Raw genomic sequence first — 15,788 nt, 5'->3', positions numbered from 1 at the left:
TCATTCCTGAGGGAGTTGGAATCATGGCCGCTGGCGCCATGAATCGTCAGAACCGCTGGACCGCCGCCCTCGCGGACGCCCAGCCCGTCGCGTACTGGCTGGACGACCCGGGGCGCCCCGCGGCGCTGCCGGCGCTGACCGGTGACGAGCGGTGCGACCTGCTCGTCGTCGGCGGAGGCTACAGCGGCCTGTGGACCGCGCTCCTCGCCAAGGAGCGCGACCCCGGCCGGGACGTCGTCCTCGTCGAGGGCCGCGAGATCGGCTGGGCCGCCTCCGGGCGCAACGGCGGCTTCTGCGCCGCCTCCCTCACCCACGGCACGGCCAACGGGCTCGCCCGCTGGCCCGACGAGATCCACAAGCTGGAGGAGCTGGGCGCCGCCAACCTCGACGCCATCGAGGCGGCGGTCGCCCGCTACTCCATCGACTGCGACTTCGAACGCACCGGCGAACTCGACGTGGCGACCCAGCCGCACCAGGTCGCCGAACTGCGCGAGTTCCACACCGAACTCCAGGAGGCCGGTCTCGCCGACGGCCTCGAGATGCTCGATGCCGACCAGACCCGCGAGCAGGTCGACTCGCCGACCTTCCTCGGCGCGCTGCACGACCGGCGCGGCGTCGCCATGCTCCACCCCGCCAAGCTGGCCTGGGGCCTCAAGCAGGCCTGCCTCGACCTCGGCGTACGGATCTACGAGAACACGCCCGCGACCCAGCTGGCCTCCAACGGGGCGGGCCTCGCCGTCCGCACCCCGTACGGCCGGATCTTCGCCCGGCACGCCGCCCTCGGCACCAACGTCTTCCCGTCCCTCGTCAAGCGCGTCCGCTCGTACACCGTCCCGGTCTACGACTACGCGCTGATGACCGAGCCGCTCAGCGCGGAGCAGCTCGACTCCATCGGCTGGAAGAACCGCCAGGGCCTCGGCGACAGCGCCAACCAGTTCCACTACTTCCGGCTCTCCGCCGACAACCGGATCCTGTGGGGCGGCTACGACGCGATCTACCCGTACGGCGGGAAGGTGCGCGCCGAGCACGACCACCGGCCCGAGACCTACGCCAAGCTCGCGGACCACTTCTTCACCTGCTTCCCGCAGCTGGAGGGCCTGCGCTTCTCCCACGCGTGGGGCGGCGCGATCGACACCTGCTCGCGGTTCTCCGCGTTCTTCGGCACGGCCCACGGAGGGCGGGTCTCCTACGCCGCCGGGTACACCGGGCTCGGCGTCGGCGCCACCCGCTTCGGCGCGGACGTCATGCTCGACCTTCTCGCGGGCGAGCGCACCGAGCGCACCGAACTCGAGATGGTCCGCAAGAAGCCGCTCCCGTTCCCGCCCGAGCCGTTCGCCTACACCGGCATCGCGCTCACCAAGTGGTCGCTGGCCCGCGCCGACGACAACGGCGGCCGGCGCAACCTGTGGCTGAAGGCGATGGACTCCGTCGGCCTCGGCTTCGACAGCTGACGCCTCCCTTTTCTGCCTACTCCTTCGTAGGCGTCCCCTGATGGAAGTACAGCCGCCACCCGGCCTCCGGGTGGCGGCGCCACACCGAGCTGCGCCGCACGCGGCGGTCCCCTTCGTCCGTCCGGTACGTCAGATGCACGAGCCCCGGTGCGAGCAGGACGCCCGCCATCTCCGTGACCTCCACCGGGTGTTCGGGCTCGACCGGGGTCGAGGCCATCAGCTCCCGCATCGACTCCACGTCCCAACGCCGCCCGGACGCACCGAACTCGAAGAACTCCGGGTCGAGGAACGCCCCCGACTGCGCGTCGTCCCGGCGCACCGCCGGTGCGAGCAGGCGCAGTTCGCCGTCGATCGCCGCCTGGATCTGCTGCTGGTCGTCCGTCATGGCCGCACTGTAACGGGCGGCCCCGGGACCAGGTCCGCGGCGTGAACGGAACGCGTCGCAGCAACGGGGAGGACCCGCCATGACGGACTCGGCGAACGGGCCGGCGGTCGAACGGCTCGCCTGGTCTTCCGGCCGGCGTCGGGCCGCTGTGCCTGGATCGAGCGGTACGCAGGCCGGGCCCGGTCCGCCCATTGGTCCTGCCTGCCCTCCCACGCACGCCGGCCGGCGCCTGCCGCCCAGCCTTGCCCTGAGCGGCCCCCGGCCCCGGCCCACTCCCGCCATAGGTCCGGGCCCTCCTCCCACCCACCCGCCCCCTCCGGGGGCGTCCCGGCGCCGGGCGCGCCCACCCCATGGGCGCCGCGGGCGGGGTTGTATCGATGTGCGGCTCCGCCGTGGGGCGCAATCAGCCGCGATGGCGCGGCACTCGGCGAAGACCCTGGGCCCCAGAGCCGACGGCGCTGAAACCGAGGCCGACTGGTGTGCGCACGGGCGCCGATTTGCTGCCCGTACCCGCACTACCCGTACCTCCGTGCCTCTGGCCCAGGCCTCCTCCCACCCACCCGCCCCCTCCGGGGGCGTCGCCCGGCACGGGGCTGGACCAAGGCGGGGCGGCGCTGATTTCTGCGCTGCGCGGCAATCATTGGCTCCTGCGGCGACAGTGCTGTAGCCGGTGCCGACTGAATCGCGTGCCTCGGCGCCGGGTGCGGCGCTGGACCAAGGCTGGGCGGCGCTGATTTCGGCGCCGGGGCAGATGCGCCCCGAAAGGGGCGCGGGGAACTGCGCGACCAGCCCCGACGGCGCGGTCGTCGGCGATGATGCCTGGCTCCTACGGCGGGGCGCCGTAACCGGTCGACCCGGTCGCGCACCTGTGCCGGCCCAGGCGGGGGGCGGTCGGATGGCTGCCAGAGCCTGGAGTCATGCTCCGATGCCGCGGCGGTTCGGGCGCTTGCTCGGTGCTGGGCGCGAGGTGACTGGGACGCGTCCCCCGGCTGGGGTGTTGCCCGAGGCGGGGTGCCGGGCCGACGGCCCCCGGAGGGGGCGGGCGGGTGGGAGAAGGGGGAGGGCCAAAGGTGAGGCTGGGCCGGGCCAAGGTGAAAGGGCCGGGCCGAGGCAGGGCTGGGCTGAGGCGAGGACAGGCTGGGCTGAGGTGAGGCTGGGCTGGGGCGGGCCGGGAGGAGATGGCCCAGGTGGGCGTGCCCCGACAGGGGCGTGGGGCTGTGTGGAGTCGGAGTGTGGTGCGGGTCCACCAGTGGGGCGCGGTCAGCCGCGAGGCGCGGGCGGCGGCGTTCGGCGCCCAGCGCGGCGGCCCCGGCACCGGAGACCCGTCGGAAGCGGGCATCCGGTGCCGGGGCGCCACCCTGGGCTGAACCCGGGGCGGCCGGGGCGGCGCTACGCGGGCGCCGATTCGCGGCGCGCCACGCGTACCCCGATCGTGCCCACGACCAGGAGCAAGGCCACCGTGCCCAGCGTGAACGACTCGAAGGAGAGCCGGGAGACGCCCCACGCGTCCATGAAGTCGTACTCGATGCCGAAGACGCCTTCGAGTACGCCGGGGAACAGCGCCGACCAGGAGCCGACGAGGATCCACGCGTACACGAGGCCGGCGCAGGCGAGGAAGCCCCGGTCGCCGAACGGCACCCGGTAGGGCCGTTCGACCTCGGGCCGGCGCAGCCGGAGCAGGACGAGGGCGGGCACGACGACGAGGTACGACAGCAGCAGTGTCGTGACCGCGACGGTGAGCACCACGGCGAAGACGGCGCCGGCGTCCCCGTCGGCGAGCTGCATCGCGGTGAGCATGAACAGCGTGGCCACCGCACCGGAGAGCAGGTTGGTGCGGACCGGCGTGCCCAGCTTCGGGTGGAAGGCGCCGAGCTTGCGGGTGAAGAAGCCTCCGTCGGCCGCCGCCATCGCCTGCATGCGGTCGCTGACGATCATCCAGGCGCTGCCCTGCGTCAGGAGGGCGAAGACGAACATCACGGCGGTGGCCGTCAACAGGGGCCCGGCGGCCGGTCCGTAGACGTCGAAGACGAGCCGCGCGCCCTCCATGAAGCCGCCGATGCCGGTGACCTGCTTGACGGGGACGACGGCGAGCAGCGCGAGCACGGGCAGCAGGTAGCAGGCGGCCGCGACGGTGGCGGAGCGGCCGAGCGCGGCGGGCACGTCCTTCTGCGGGTCGTGCATCTCCTCACCGGCGGCGTTGGGCGCCTCGAAGCCGACGTACGCGAACAGCAGGATCGGCACGAGGGCCAGGAAGCCGGCCGCGGTCGGGCTGAAGTGGGCCTCGGTCAGTCCGTGGAAGCCGTGCTCGATGCCGTAGAGCGTGGCGGTGAGCGTGAACAGGCCGAGGGACAGCACCTTCACGAGGGCGCCGACGGTGGTGATCCACTTGCCGCGGCTCAGCGACACGACGGCGGTGAGGATCGCGGCCCACACGAACAGCAGCTTGAAGACGTAGTCGGCGACGGTGCCCGAGCCGAGGTGGAAGACGAACCCGTCCCACGTCTCGGCGGCGAGGAAGACCAGTGAACCGCCCAGCCAGATCGGGTTGGTGACCCAGTAGAAGAGGGTGGTGAGGGCGGCCGCCGGGCGGCCCAGCGCCAGCTTCACCCAGACGTACGGGCCGCCCTCCTGCGGGAACGCGGCGCCGGTCTCGGCGAACAGCAGGGCGTAGGGGATCAGGAAGAACAGGGCGAGCGCCGCGGTCCAGGTGACCGCCTCGCCGCCGCCGGTGGCGATCTGCCCGACGGTGTCGAAGGAGATGACCGCGGCGATGGCCATGGCGGTGATGTCGAAGCGCTTGAGGCTGCGCCGCAGCCCGGGCGGGGCGTCCGGCGCCTCGTCGGCTGCGTGCGGGGCGGCGGGGGAGAGGTTGGAGGACACGGGCAGTTCCTTGGCGGGGTAGAGGGGACTGCGGGACTGCGGGGGCGGCGGAGGGCCGCGGCGACGGGGTGGGATCCGTGTCGGGTGAGGCGGGGACGGGGAGGCCCGGCGGGACCGGGCCTCCCGGGCGGGGGTCAGGCCCCGCGGATCTCGCCCGTGGGCGCGGTGCGCTCCAGCACGCCGCGCAGCGCGGACGCCGCCTCCTTGGCCTCGGCCTCGGTCATGATCAGCGGCGGCGACAGCACCAGGCTGTGCGCGGAGTCGCGGACGATGACACCGGTCTCGCGGCGGATCACGTCGTGCGGCATGTTGGCCGGGTCGAGCGGCAGTGGCACGCGCGTCTCGCGGTCCTCGACCAGCTCGACGGCGAGCATCATGCCGACGGAGCGGATCTCGCCGACGATCGGCAGATCGCCCAGCTGCGCCTGGAGTTCGGCGTGCAGGAAGGCGCCCATGCTGGTGGCGCGGCCCAGCAGGCCCTCCTTCTCGATGATGTCCAGGTTCGCGAGGGCGACCGCCGTGGCGACCGGGTGGCCGTTGTACGTGTAGCCCATCGGGAAGCCGTGGTCGCGCAGCAGCACCTCGGCGACCCGGTCCGCGACGAGCAGGGCGCCCAGCGGCACGTAGCCGGAGGTGATGCCCTTGGCGGTGACGATGATGTCGGGCGTGACACCGAAGTGCTGGGCGGCGAACCACTGGCCCACGCGCCCGTACGCCGTGACGACCTCGTCGAAGATCAGCAGGATGCCGTGCCGGTCCAGGACCTCGCGCACCCGCGGCCAGTAGTCGGCCGGCGGCACGAGCATGCCGCCGACGCCCATGATGGGCTCGCCGATCATGGCCGCGATCTTGTCGGGGCCGATCTCCGCGATCCGCTCCTCCAGTTCGCGGATCAGGAAGTCCGTGACCTGCTCCGGCGTGGAGGCCTCGCCGCCGTACAGGTCCGAGCGGTAGGGCCACGGCGGGGTGAGGTGGCTGACGTGCGGCATCATCGGGGCGAAGCCCTCGTGGTACAGCGGGAAGCCGGTCGCGGAGCCGCCGCCGTAGCCGATGCCGTGGTACGCCTTGCTGCGCGCGAGGATCCAGGTGCGGTCGGTGTCGCCGCGCCGGTGGTGGTAGTAGCGGGCCATCTTGATGGCCGCCTCGTTGCCCTCGGAGCCGCCCGACGTGAAGTACACGTGGTTGAGCGGGTCGGGCGCGATCCCGGCGAGGCGGGCGGCGAGCGCGATGGCGCGGTCGTTGGAGAACTCCCAGAAGCTGGTGAAGTACTCCAGCTTCTTCATCTGCTCGTGGGCGACGTCCGCCAGGTCCTCGCGGCCGTGACCGACCTGGGCGAGCCACAGGCCGCCGGTCGCGTCGAGGTAGCCGCGGCCCTCGGAGTCGGTCAGCCGGCAGCCGGAGCCCTCGGTCATGACGACGCGCTCGGTCGCGCTGCCCGGCAGGTACGGGTGGATGATGTGCGCCCGGTCGAGGCGGGCGAGTTCGGCTGCGTCGTGGGTCATGGCGGTGGTGCTCCCTTGTTGCTCGTGGGCGTGGCTGGAGAGTGGTCGGGGCGTCGGCCGGGCGGCGGTGCGCCGGTCAGCCGTAGGCGATCCAGGTGGTCTTCCGGCCGGTGTACTTGTCGAAGGAGTGCAGCGAGAGGTCTCGTCCGTGGCCGGACTGCTTGAAGCCGCCGAACGGGGTGAACGGGCTGAGCGCGTCCACGGTGTTCACCGAGACGGTGCCGGCGGTGAGGGCGTCGGAGACGCGGTGCGCGCGGGCGAGGTCGCGGGTCCACACGCTGGCCGCGAGCCCGTACACGGAGTCGTTGGCGAGGCGGACCGCCTCGGCCTCGTCGTGGAACGGCAGCACGGTGAGGACGGGGCCGAACAGCTCGTCACGGACCAGCGGGGCGTCCGCGGCGAGGCCGGTGACGACCGTCGGGTCGACGTAGGCGCCCTCGCGGTCGGGGCGGGTGCCGCCGCACACGACGGTGCCGCCCGAGGCCGCGACCGCCGCGACGATCCGTTCGGCCTGCGCCTCGTCGACGAGCGGTCCGAGCCGGGTGGCCGGGTCCAGGGGGTCGCCGGGCAGCCAGCCGCGCGCGTGCTCGGCCACCCTGGCGGTGAACTCCTCGGCGACCGAGGCCTCCACCAGCAGGCGGGTGTTGGCGGAGCAGACCTGCCCGGTGTTGTAGAGGAAGCCCCAGGCGGCGCGCTCGGCGGCGGCCGCGAGGTCGGCGTCCGCGAAGACGACGTTCGGGCTCTTGCCGCCGGCCTCCGGCCAGACCTGCTTCATGTTCGACTCGGCCGCGTAGCCGAGGAAGCGCTTGGCGACGGCCGTGGAGCCGGTGAAGACGAGGGTGTCCACGTCCGGGTGCAGCCCGAGCGCGCGGCCGGTCACCTCGCCGGGGCCCGGCACCACGTTGAGCACGCCGTCGGGCAGTCCCGCCTCGGCGGCCAGCTCGGCCAGGCGCAGGGCCGACAGGGGCGACTGCTCGGCGGGCTTGAGGACCACGCTGTTGCCGGCGGCCAGGGCGGGCGCCAGCTTCCAGACCGCGATGTCCAGCGGGAAGTTCCACGGCACGACCGCGCCGACCACGCCGAGCGGGGCCCGGCGGACCAGCGCCAGGTTCCCGGGCGGCGCCGGGGCGACCTCGTCGTAGAGCTTGTCGACGGCCTCGGCGTACCAGGCGAGGACACCGGCGGCGCCGGGCACGTCCGTGCCGTACGACTCGGCGATCGGCTTGCCCATGTCGAGGGTGTCGCACAGGGCGAGCTCCTCGGCGTTCTCCTCGATCAGCCGGGACAGGGCGAGCAGGACGCGCCGGCGCTCCGCCGGAGCGGTGCGCGACCAGCGGCCGTCCTCGAACGAGGTCCGCGCCGCGGCCACCGCCCGGTCCACGTCCGCCGCGGAGGCGGCGGCGACCTCGGCGACGGTCTTGCCGGTCGCCGGGTTCACGGTCGGGACGTACCCGGTGTCACCCGTGGGGTCGCTCCAGGCTCCGTCGATGAACAGGCGCGTGCGCGGCACGAGCTCGGCGGCGCGCTGCCGCCAGTGCGAGTACGTCGTCATGGTGTGGCCTTCGCTTACGAGGTGAGGCGAGGTGAGGAGAAGAGAGAGGAGAAGTGAGCTGAGGAGAGCTGAGGACAGGTGAGACAGGGGCCCGGCTCCGCGGGGGACCCCCGGGATCTGTGCGCATCGGGCTGTGCTCGACAGGTCGCATCGTTCTTTGAGCTGAGATTCAAACAATTGCCGAGGCGCCCGTCAATGCTCCCGGCGGACTCTTCTTGCAGAAATTGGTCCGAGTGGCAGAGAATCCCCGCCATGGGGAAAGTGGGCAGGCCGAGGAACCAGACGGCACGCAGAGAGGCACTCGTCACCGCGGCGGGACGGGCCATCGCGCAGCGCGGACTCGAGGGCCTGCGGATCAAGGACATCGCCGACGAGGCGGGCGTCTCGCAGGGCTCGGTGCTGTACTACTACCCCGAGCTCGACGACCTCGTCCTCGAGGTGCACCGCGGCGCCGTGGAGAGCTTCCTGGCCTCACGCCAGCAGGCCTACGAGGACGCCCCGGCCGGCGACGCCGTGGCCCGCCTGCGGGCGCTGGTCGCCAGCGGCCTGCCGGACAGCACGGAGAACGCCGTGCACGGACTCCTCTACGAGCTGCACCGGCGCGCCGGCCGCAGCCCCGGCCACGCCGAACTCATGACCTCGCTCTACGCCCGCGAGGTCGCGCTCTACACCACGGCGCTCGAAGTCGGCGCCGCCACCGGCGCGTTCACCCTCGGCGCGAGCGCCCGCGACCTCGCCCACGGGCTCGTCGCGATGGAGGACGGGTACGGACTGCACATCATCAGCCACAACGCGGCGGTGCGGCCCGAGAGCGCCCGCGCGCTGATCCTGGCCCACGCACGGGCGATCACGGGCTGCGCCGCGCTCTGAGCCGTCTTTGAACGCCGGTTCAGGCCGCGCCGGCGCCGCGCGCGATGTCCCGCAGCACGTCCCGCACCGCGCGGGCCCGGGCCGTCTGCGTCACGCCCTTCACCGACGCGATCCGGACGTCGAGCGGCGGCCCCGGATCGCGCAGCTCCAGCTCGGCGACCTCGCCGCCGCCGTAGGTCTGGGTGATCGGCAGCCGCTGGTTGAGCAGCGAGAAGCCGAGCCCGCGGGCGACCAGCGAGCGGACCGTCTCGTAGCTCTGGGTGCGGTAGCGCACGTCGGGGGAGACGCCGGCCGCGGCGAGCAGCGAGCGGAAGTAGTCGCGGCTGTGCGGCAGGTCGAGCAGCACCAGGGGCTCCGCGGCCAGCTCCGCCAACTGCACCGGGCCCCGCCCGGCCAGCGGGTGGTCCGCCGCGACGACCGCGTACGCGGGGGCCCGCGCGACGGTCTCGCCGTGCAGCTCCGGCTCGGTCGCCAGGCCCAGGCCGTAGGCGAGCGCGAAGTCGACCCGGCCCGCCTTCAGCGCCTCGACGAGCTGGTCGGTCTCGCCCTCCACCACGTTCACCTCGATGCCCGGATGGCGCCGGGTGCACTCGGTGAACAGGCGGGGCACGTAGTGCGGGGCCAGCGTCACGAAGCAGCCGACCGTCACCGGGCCGGTGAGCGCGTCCCCCTCGCCCCGGGCCTCCCGCTCCATCTCCCGTGCGCGGGCGAGGAGTTCGCGGGCCTGGTGCTGCAGCCGCTCCCCGGCCGGGGTCAGGGTCAGGCCCTTGCCCCGGCGCCGGATGAACAGCTGCGCCGACAGGTCGTTCTCCAGGTTGTGGATCGCCGCGGAGACCGCGGACTGGGCGATGTGGAGCTCCGCCGACGCCTCCGACATCGACCCCCGCTCCGCCGCCACGAGGAAGTAGCGCAGCTGAACGAGGGTGAACCCCACCGGTGATGTCATGACCGACCCTTGCGCCCGTGTCCCGTTTCCGTGGCGACCCTACCCGCGGCCCGGTCGATGCCCGTCCACGCCAGGGCCATAGCGCCGTCGAGCAGCGCCCGTTCGGCGAGGCCGCCGACGCAGTGCGCGGCGAACTCCCGCTGGTGGTTGGTCGCGGGCAGCGAGCCGATGCCGATGTACGGATGGATCGCGGGCACCACCAGCGACACGTTGCCCATGTCGGTCGACGCGCGGTTCATGCGCGCCGCCTGACCGGGCGGGGCGAACTCCCGGCCCAGCGCCACCGCGTTCGCCCGGTACTGGGCCAGCGCGCCCTCGTCCGCGCGGAACTCCGCGTACGGCTTGCTCTCCGCCTCGACGCTCAGCTCGCAGCCGGTCGCGAGCGCGCCGGCCTCGAACGCCCGCATCACGCGCGGTTCGAGCTCCGCGAGCTCGGCGAGCGTCTCGGCCCGTACGTACCAGCGGCCCGTGGCCCGCTCCGGGATGGCGTTCGGCGCGTCACCGGCGTGCGTGACGACGCCGTGCACCCGGGCCGACGGCGGGAGTTGCTGGCGCAGCAGTCCGATCGCGACCTGGGCGACGGTGAACGCGTCGGCCGCGTTGACCCCCGCCTCGGGGTAGGCCGCGGCGTGCGCCGACTTCCCCGTGTACGCGATCTTCGAGTGACTGACCGCGAAGGGCCGGGCCTCGGCCACGTCGACGGGCGCCGGGTGGACCATCATCGCGAGGTCCACGTCCTGGAAGGCGCCCCGGTCGAGCAGCTCGATCTTGCCGCCGCCGCCCTCCTCGGCCGGGGTCCCGTACACCTCGACGGTGAGCCCCGCCTCGTCGGCGACGGCGGCCAGGCCCAGGGCGGCGCCCACCGCGCTCCCGGCGATGAGGTTGTGCCCGCACGCGTGGCCCAGGCCGGGCAGCGCGTCGTACTCCGCGCACAGCGCGATCCGCACCGGGCCGCTGCCGAACCGGGCGTGGAACGCGGTGTCGAGCCCCAGGTAGGACGCGGTCACGTCGAAGCCGGCGCGCTCCAGGAGCGCGGGCACGGCGGCCGCCGCCCGGTGCTCCTCCCACGCCGTCTCCGGGTCGGCGTGCAGCCGCTCCGACAGGGCGATCAGCGCGTCCGCGTGCTCCGCGACGACCGCCCGGGACGCCTCCTTGAGCCGCCGCATCACAGGTCCCCCGGCACGCCGTACGACGGAGCCGACTCCGGGTCGAGACCGCGCCGCACGTAGTCGTCGCGCTGCGGAAGCCAGACGTCCACCAGCTCGGCGAGCCGGTCGACCGGGTCCTCGGCCCAGTCCACGCGCAGGTCGGTGACCCGCCAGCCGGCGTCGGCGACGACCGCGAGCCCGGCGGAGTGCACGGGCCCCTCCTCGCCTCCGGCGTCGAGCGCGGCGCGCATCGCGACGACCAGACGCTCCTCGAGCTCGCCCGCGGCGGCGGCGAAGGCGTCCAGCATGACGCCGGGGACATGTGTCCCGGAGAGCATGTTGCCCGCGGCCACCGCGCCGTCCATGGTCGCCGTCGCGTACGTGCCGAGGGTCCACTCACCGCTGAAGGCGAAGCCGGGGCCGGTGCGGCCGAGGACCGTCAACTGCCGGTACTGGATGCTCTTCTCGTTGCGCGGGTGCCCGGTGACCGCCTCCAGGGCGCGCTCCGGGTCGCCGTGCTCCGCGAGTTCGTCGAGGAGGTCGGGGCCCAGCGTGGGGTCGGTGACGTTCTGCGACGCGGCCGCGCCGACGCCCGGCCGCAGATGGGCGACGCGCGCGGCGACCGCGGGGCTCGACGAGCTGACCGCGATGCCGAAGCGCCCGCCGTCACGCACCACCAGGGAGAACGTCACGCGCCCTCACCACCCGGGATCACGGCGATCGCGTCGATCTCGCACAGCCACTCCGGCCGGGCGAGCGCGGAGACGACCAGGCCCGTGGAGATGGGGTGGACGCCCTTGGTCCAGCGGCCCACCGTCCGGTACACGGCCTCGCGGTAGCGCGGGTCGACGAGGTAGATCGTCAGCTTGACCAGGTGCTCCATGCGGGCACCGGACTCTTCGAGCAGCATCTTGATGTTGGCCATGGCCTGCTCGGCCTGGGCCTCGGCGTCGCCGATGCCCACGGACTCGCTGGTGTCGAGGTTCTGGCCGATCTGCCCGCGCACGTACACGGTGTTCCCGGCGACGACCGCCTGGCACAGGTCGTTGTCGAGGCTCTGCTCGGGATAGGTGTCACGGGTGTTGAACGGGCGGACGCGGGTGTGTCCGCCGGCGACGATCGGCGCGGCGTGGCTGCTGGAGGTCATCAACTGCTCCTCAGTCCTGGTGGGTTACGGATGCTGTGGCGTCGTGGGCGAGGTAGCCGCGCTGGATCGCGATGTGATCGGCGACGTGCCGGGCGTCGTGCCAGACGCCCCAGATGAAGCTGGAGCCGCGGCGCGAGAGCCAGGGCAGGCCCAGGAAGTACACGCCGGGCTCGGCGGACACGCCGCGCCGCTGCGCGGGCCGGCCCTTCTCGTCGAACGCGTCGACCTGGAGCCAGCCGTAGTCGGCGGTGTACCCGGTGGCCCACACGATCGAGGTGACCCCGGCCTCGGCCAGGTCGAGCCGGTCCCGGGGCTCGGTCACGCAGGCCGGTTCCGGGCCGAGGACGTGCGCTCCGGGCTCCTCGGGCAGGTCCAGACCGTTGCGCTCCACGTACGCGTCGGCGGCGCGCAGCAGCGCGAGGTACTTCTCGTCGCCGGCGGCGATGTTCCCGGCGAGGTCCGGGGCGATGCTCAGCACGCCGTCCTCGTACGCCTGGGTCATGCCGAGGAGCTCGATCCCGTCGGCGGCGAGCGTGCGGAAGTCCACGGTGTGGCCGCCCCGCGCGCCGCTGACCGCGATGGTCACGTGCTCGGCCCCCTGCGGCGGCGTCTCCGCGTCCCACAGCCCGAGCACCCCGAGCCACCAGCAGAAGTCGCGGCCGCGGTACGAGCGCGGCGGACGGTCGTGCGGACCGACGGACAGGAAGACGCGGCGCCCGGACCGGCGCAGCTCGTCGGCGATCTGCACCCCGGACGACCCGGCGCCGACCACGAGGACCGCGCCCTCGGGCAGCTGCCCGGGATTGCGGTACGCGTTCGAGTGGATCTGCACGGGGACGGCGTCGTCCGGCACGATCGGCGGGAACACCGGCCGCTGGAACGGGCCGGTGGCGGCCACGACGTAGCGCGCGTCGATGCTCCCCGCGGACGTCTCGACCCGGAACCCGGGCCGCCCGGCGTGCTGCCGCACCGAGGTCACCTCGACGCCGCAGCGCACGGGCGCGCCGATCTTCTCGGCGTACGCGGCGAAGTACTCCGCGACCTGGTCCTTGCCGGCGAACGCACCGGGCTCGACGTCCGCGAACTCCATCCCCGGAAACCGGTCGTGCCACGCGGGTCCGTTGGCGACGAGGGAGTCCCACCGCCCGGTGCGCCACCGCTCCGCGATCCGGTCCCGTTCGAGCACCAGGTGCGGGATGCCGTGGGCCCCCAGGTGCTCGCTCATGGCCACCCCGGCCTGTCCGGCCCCGACGACGACCACTTCGGTCGCTTCACTCGACATGTCAGCCTCCCTCCGGCGGCAGCGCCTCCCGGTGTCGCGCTGACGCCCCGAGCTGCCGCACAGCCATCGTGGGCTCCCCCTCGGCTTCTGTCGAACAGATGTTTCCGCGCTGAGCTATCGGAAAATCAGAGGTGACTGGCCTGGGCCCGTACCCGGACGCGCGTCCACGCCCACGCGCAGACGTCGAGCAGCGCGAGCGAGAGCAGCCAGCTGCCGAGGACGTCGAGGGGCCAGTGATAGCCCTGACGGACCAGGCCGAGGCCCACCGCGAGGTTCAGCGCGGCGCAGGCGGCGAGGAGCGCGCGGCGCGGGCGTGCGGAGAGGTGAGGGCGCAGGAGGAGCGCGCACAGGCCGTACGCGACCGCCGCCGTCGCCGCGTGGCCCGAGGGGTAGAAGCCGGTCCCGGGGGCCATCGGCGGAGGGCCGGGGCGGGCGATCAGGGACTGGAGCGGGGCGACGAGGGCCGGGACCAGAGCCATGGCAGGGACGGCGATCGCGGCGGGACGCCAACTGCGGGCGCGCCAGGTGACGAACGCGAGGGCCGCCGCGAGGACCGGCAGGGCGACCGGGAGATTGCCCAGGTCGGCGAAGAACTCGGCGGGTCCGGAAGGGATCGCGGACGTGGTGCGCAGCGCATCGCCGAGGCGCTCGTCGGGTCCGAGGAGCGGGCCGGAGGCCGCCACCTGCCAGGTGAGCGCGGCGAAGAGGAGGGCCCAGAGAGCGGGCCGCAGAAGGGGGAGAAAAATGGTCGGCCGGCCCGGAACAGGGGGGGTGGTTCCGGGCCGGCCGAACTGACCGGCGTGCCGCGCGCCCCGGGGGGTTTGGGGCGGGCGACCGTCCGATCGGTGAGGAGTTCCGGAGCCGGAGGCTCCGGGGGTGTGCGCGAGGGCACGACCAGGGCGGGGCTGGGGAGGCTCCGACCCGGCATCACCCACAGTCCCCCGTGGGCGAGGTGTTTCTCTCATCTGCAGAAACCGTACGTCAGGGGGTGGGGGGACGACAGACGGTTGGCCAACCTGCCATCGGCCCCCCACACCTTCTTCACACGGCCCGACCGTTACCGCAGGTCACGGAACGGTCATCCGTGCCGGCGGCAGCGGCCGGGCCGTGCGAAAGGGGTGATCAGAGCGCCGCGAAGGCGTTCTCGATGACGTCGAGACCCTCGTTGAGCAGGTCCTGGCCGATGACGAGCGGCGGCAGGAAACGCAGCACGTTGCCGTAGGTGCCGCAGGTGAGGACGAGGACGCCCTCCGCGTGGCAGGCCTTGGCGAGCGCGGCGGCGGCCTCCGGGTGCGGCTCCTTGGTGGCCGGGTCCTTCACGAGCTCGATGGCGATCATCGCGCCGCGGCCGCGGATGTCGCCGATGACGGCGAACTTCTCCTGCATCGCCGTCAGGCGGGCCTTCATCGTGGCCTCGATCTCCTTCGCCTTGGCGTTGAGGTCGAGCTCCTTCATCGTCTCGATGGCGCCGAGCGCACCGGCGCAGGCCACCGGGTTGCCGCCGTAGGTGCCGCCGAGGCCGCCCGCGTGCGCGGCGTCCATGATCTCGGCGCGGCCCGTCACGGCGGCGAGCGGCAGACCGCCCGCGATGCCCTTGGCGGTCGTGATCAGGTCGGGGACGATGCCCTCGTCCTCACAGGCGAACCACTGGCCGGTGCGGCAGAAGCCGGACTGGATCTCGTCCGCGACGAAGACGATGCCGTTGTCGTTGGCGAACTTCACGATCTCCGGCAGGAAGCCCTTGGCCGGCTCGATGAAGCCGCCCTCGCCGAGGACCGGCTCGATGACGATCGCGGCGACGTTCTCGGCGCCGACCTGCTTGGTGATGGTGTCGATCGCCTGGGCGGCGGCCTCCGGGCCGGCGTTCTCGGCGCCGGTCGGCCAGCGGTAGCCGTAGGCGACCGGGACGCGGTAGACCTCGGGGGCGAACGGGCCGAAGCCGTGCTTGTACGGCATGTTCTTCGCCGTCATGCCCATGGTGAGGTTGGTACGGCCGTGGTAGCCGTGGTCGAAGACGACGACCGCGGTGCGCTTGGTGTACGCGCGGGCGATCTTGACGGCGTTCTCGACGGCCTCGGCGCCCGAGTTGAACAGGGCCGACTTCTTCGCGTGGTCACCCGGCGTGAGCTCGGCCAGCGCCTCGGCGACGGCCACGTAGCCCTCGTACGGCGTGACCATGAAACAGGTGTGGGTGAAGTCCTGGAGCTGCGCGGAGGCGCGGCGGACCACGGCCTCGGCGGAGGCGCCGACCGAGGTCACGGCGATGCCGGAACCGAAGTCGATCAGACGGTTGCCGTCGACGTCCTCGATGATGCCGCGGTCCACGCGGGCGGTGAAGACCGGCAGCGTGGAGCCCACGCCCGCGGCGACCGCGGCGACGCGGCGCTGCTGCAGCTCCTGCGACTTCGGGCCGGGGATGGCGGTGACGACGCGGCGCTCCTGCGGGATGTCGCTCATGCGGGGCTCCTGGTTCAGGTGGGGCGGCTGGGCCGGGATCCGCATGGGTCCGGTTTCGCCGGTTTCTTCGGGGGTTCCTTCGCAGGTTAGGGCCGCCTCGGCAGGGTGGTCATGCTCCATCGGGGTGGGATTCGGCCAGGCTGTTGTCCGTGGTGGACACATGGGATT

General features: G+C 73.2%; 14 protein-coding genes. 3 read left to right on the top strand and 11 right to left on the bottom strand.

Annotated features, from left to right (window positions below):
• Positions 1 to 23 precede the first annotated feature (23 nt).
• A complete protein-coding gene (locus IAG42_RS09395) occupies positions 24 to 1,451 on the top strand; it encodes an NAD(P)/FAD-dependent oxidoreductase (RefSeq protein WP_188336574.1) in 1,428 nt (475 codons plus the stop codon).
• Positions 1,452 to 1,467: 16 nt separating this feature from the next.
• Here IAG42_RS09395 and IAG42_RS09390 read toward each other — a convergent pair whose 3' ends face one another.
• Positions 1,468 to 1,836, bottom strand: coding sequence for a DUF4440 domain-containing protein (locus tag IAG42_RS09390; RefSeq protein ID WP_188336573.1), 369 nt, complete (start codon positions 1,834 to 1,836; stop codon positions 1,468 to 1,470).
• 1,235 nt (positions 1,837 to 3,071) lie between these two features.
• On the opposite strand from IAG42_RS09390, the gene IAG42_RS38330 reads away from it, so the two are divergent.
• Entirely contained in the window at positions 3,072 to 3,203 is a 132-nt protein-coding gene (locus tag IAG42_RS38330; protein ID WP_262928308.1) for a hypothetical protein, read from the top strand.
• A 22-nt stretch (positions 3,204 to 3,225) separates the two neighbouring features.
• Here the strand turns inward: IAG42_RS38330 and IAG42_RS09385 are convergent, their stop codons facing one another.
• From IAG42_RS09385 to IAG42_RS09375, 3 genes are all read right to left on the bottom strand, one after another.
• The gene (locus IAG42_RS09385; RefSeq protein WP_223205918.1) at positions 3,226 to 4,716 is read right to left on the bottom strand and encodes an APC family permease; all 1,491 of its coding nucleotides are present in this window, start codon (positions 4,714 to 4,716) and stop codon (positions 3,226 to 3,228) included.
• Between the two features lie 134 nt (positions 4,717 to 4,850).
• Positions 4,851 to 6,218 (bottom strand): aminotransferase family protein, encoded by a 1,368-nt coding sequence (locus tag IAG42_RS09380; RefSeq protein ID WP_188336572.1) that lies wholly within the window; start codon positions 6,216 to 6,218, stop codon positions 4,851 to 4,853.
• 76 nt (positions 6,219 to 6,294) lie between these two features.
• Positions 6,295 to 7,770 carry an aldehyde dehydrogenase family protein gene (locus IAG42_RS09375; RefSeq protein WP_188336571.1) on the bottom strand — a complete coding sequence of 492 codons (1,476 nt, stop codon included), beginning with the start codon at positions 7,768 to 7,770 and terminating at the stop codon, positions 6,295 to 6,297.
• A gap of 252 nt (positions 7,771 to 8,022) precedes the next feature.
• Between IAG42_RS09375 and IAG42_RS09370 the strand changes: the two genes are divergently transcribed.
• Positions 8,023 to 8,640: a TetR/AcrR family transcriptional regulator gene (locus IAG42_RS09370; RefSeq protein WP_223205917.1), complete on the top strand. Its 618-nt coding sequence runs from the start codon at positions 8,023 to 8,025 to the stop codon at positions 8,638 to 8,640.
• 19 nt (positions 8,641 to 8,659) lie between these two features.
• Here IAG42_RS09370 and IAG42_RS09365 read toward each other — a convergent pair whose 3' ends face one another.
• The 7 genes from IAG42_RS09365 to gabT form a co-directional block, all read right to left on the bottom strand.
• A complete protein-coding gene (locus IAG42_RS09365) occupies positions 8,660 to 9,586 on the bottom strand; it encodes a LysR family transcriptional regulator (protein ID WP_188336570.1) in 927 nt (308 codons plus the stop codon).
• On the bottom strand, positions 9,583 to 10,752 hold the full coding sequence (locus tag IAG42_RS09360; protein WP_188336569.1) for a M20 family metallopeptidase: 1,170 nt from the start codon (positions 10,750 to 10,752) through the stop codon (positions 9,583 to 9,585). Before IAG42_RS09360 ends, IAG42_RS09365 begins: the two co-directional genes overlap by 4 nt.
• Positions 10,752 to 11,426, bottom strand: coding sequence for a DUF1028 domain-containing protein (locus IAG42_RS09355; protein ID WP_188336568.1), 675 nt, complete (start codon positions 11,424 to 11,426; stop codon positions 10,752 to 10,754). The genes IAG42_RS09360 and IAG42_RS09355 overlap by 1 nt, the downstream gene beginning before the upstream one ends.
• Positions 11,423 to 11,881, bottom strand: coding sequence for a RidA family protein (locus tag IAG42_RS09350; RefSeq protein ID WP_188336567.1), 459 nt, complete (start codon positions 11,879 to 11,881; stop codon positions 11,423 to 11,425). The genes IAG42_RS09355 and IAG42_RS09350 overlap by 4 nt, the downstream gene beginning before the upstream one ends.
• 10 nt (positions 11,882 to 11,891) lie before the next feature.
• Positions 11,892 to 13,163, bottom strand: a complete 1,272-nt coding sequence (locus IAG42_RS09345) for a flavin-containing monooxygenase (RefSeq protein ID WP_188336566.1) — start codon at positions 13,161 to 13,163, stop codon at positions 11,892 to 11,894.
• A gap of 125 nt (positions 13,164 to 13,288) precedes the next feature.
• Positions 13,289 to 13,846, bottom strand: a complete 558-nt coding sequence (locus IAG42_RS09340; RefSeq protein WP_317453307.1) for a phosphatase PAP2 family protein — start codon at positions 13,844 to 13,846, stop codon at positions 13,289 to 13,291.
• Positions 13,847 to 14,285: 439 nt separating this feature from the next.
• Entirely contained in the window at positions 14,286 to 15,620 is a 1,335-nt protein-coding gene (gene gabT, locus IAG42_RS09335) for a 4-aminobutyrate--2-oxoglutarate transaminase (protein ID WP_188336564.1), read from the bottom strand.
• Positions 15,621 to 15,788 lie beyond the last annotated feature (168 nt).

Origin of the sequence: Streptomyces xanthii (assembly GCF_014621695.1) — a bacterium.
In the GTDB taxonomy this organism is placed as follows: Bacteria; Actinomycetota; Actinomycetes; order Streptomycetales; family Streptomycetaceae; genus Streptomyces; species Streptomyces xanthii.
Note: the sequence above shows the minus strand (reverse complement) of the source record. Positions and strands in the feature narration are given on the sequence as shown.

Excerpts from the sequence above, each read along its gene's own strand:
- IAG42_RS09395 (WP_188336574.1), top strand. The coding sequence starts at position 24 with ATGGCCGCTGGCGCCATGAATCGTCAGAACCGCTGGACCGCCGCCCTC.
- IAG42_RS09390 (WP_188336573.1), bottom strand. The coding sequence starts at position 1,836 with ATGACGGACGACCAGCAGCAGATCCAGGCGGCGATCGACGGCGAACTG.
- IAG42_RS09380 (WP_188336572.1), bottom strand. The coding sequence starts at position 6,218 with ATGACCCACGACGCAGCCGAACTCGCCCGCCTCGACCGGGCGCACATC.
- IAG42_RS09375 (WP_188336571.1), bottom strand. The coding sequence starts at position 7,770 with ATGACGACGTACTCGCACTGGCGGCAGCGCGCCGCCGAGCTCGTGCCG.
- IAG42_RS09370 (WP_223205917.1), top strand. The coding sequence starts at position 8,023 with ATGGGGAAAGTGGGCAGGCCGAGGAACCAGACGGCACGCAGAGAGGCA.
- IAG42_RS09365 (WP_188336570.1), bottom strand. The coding sequence starts at position 9,586 with ATGACATCACCGGTGGGGTTCACCCTCGTTCAGCTGCGCTACTTCCTC.
- IAG42_RS09360 (WP_188336569.1), bottom strand. The coding sequence starts at position 10,752 with ATGCGGCGGCTCAAGGAGGCGTCCCGGGCGGTCGTCGCGGAGCACGCG.
- IAG42_RS09350 (WP_188336567.1), bottom strand. The coding sequence starts at position 11,881 with ATGACCTCCAGCAGCCACGCCGCGCCGATCGTCGCCGGCGGACACACC.
- IAG42_RS09345 (WP_188336566.1), bottom strand. The coding sequence starts at position 13,163 with ATGTCGAGTGAAGCGACCGAAGTGGTCGTCGTCGGGGCCGGACAGGCC.
- gabT (WP_188336564.1), bottom strand. The coding sequence starts at position 15,620 with ATGAGCGACATCCCGCAGGAGCGCCGCGTCGTCACCGCCATCCCCGGC.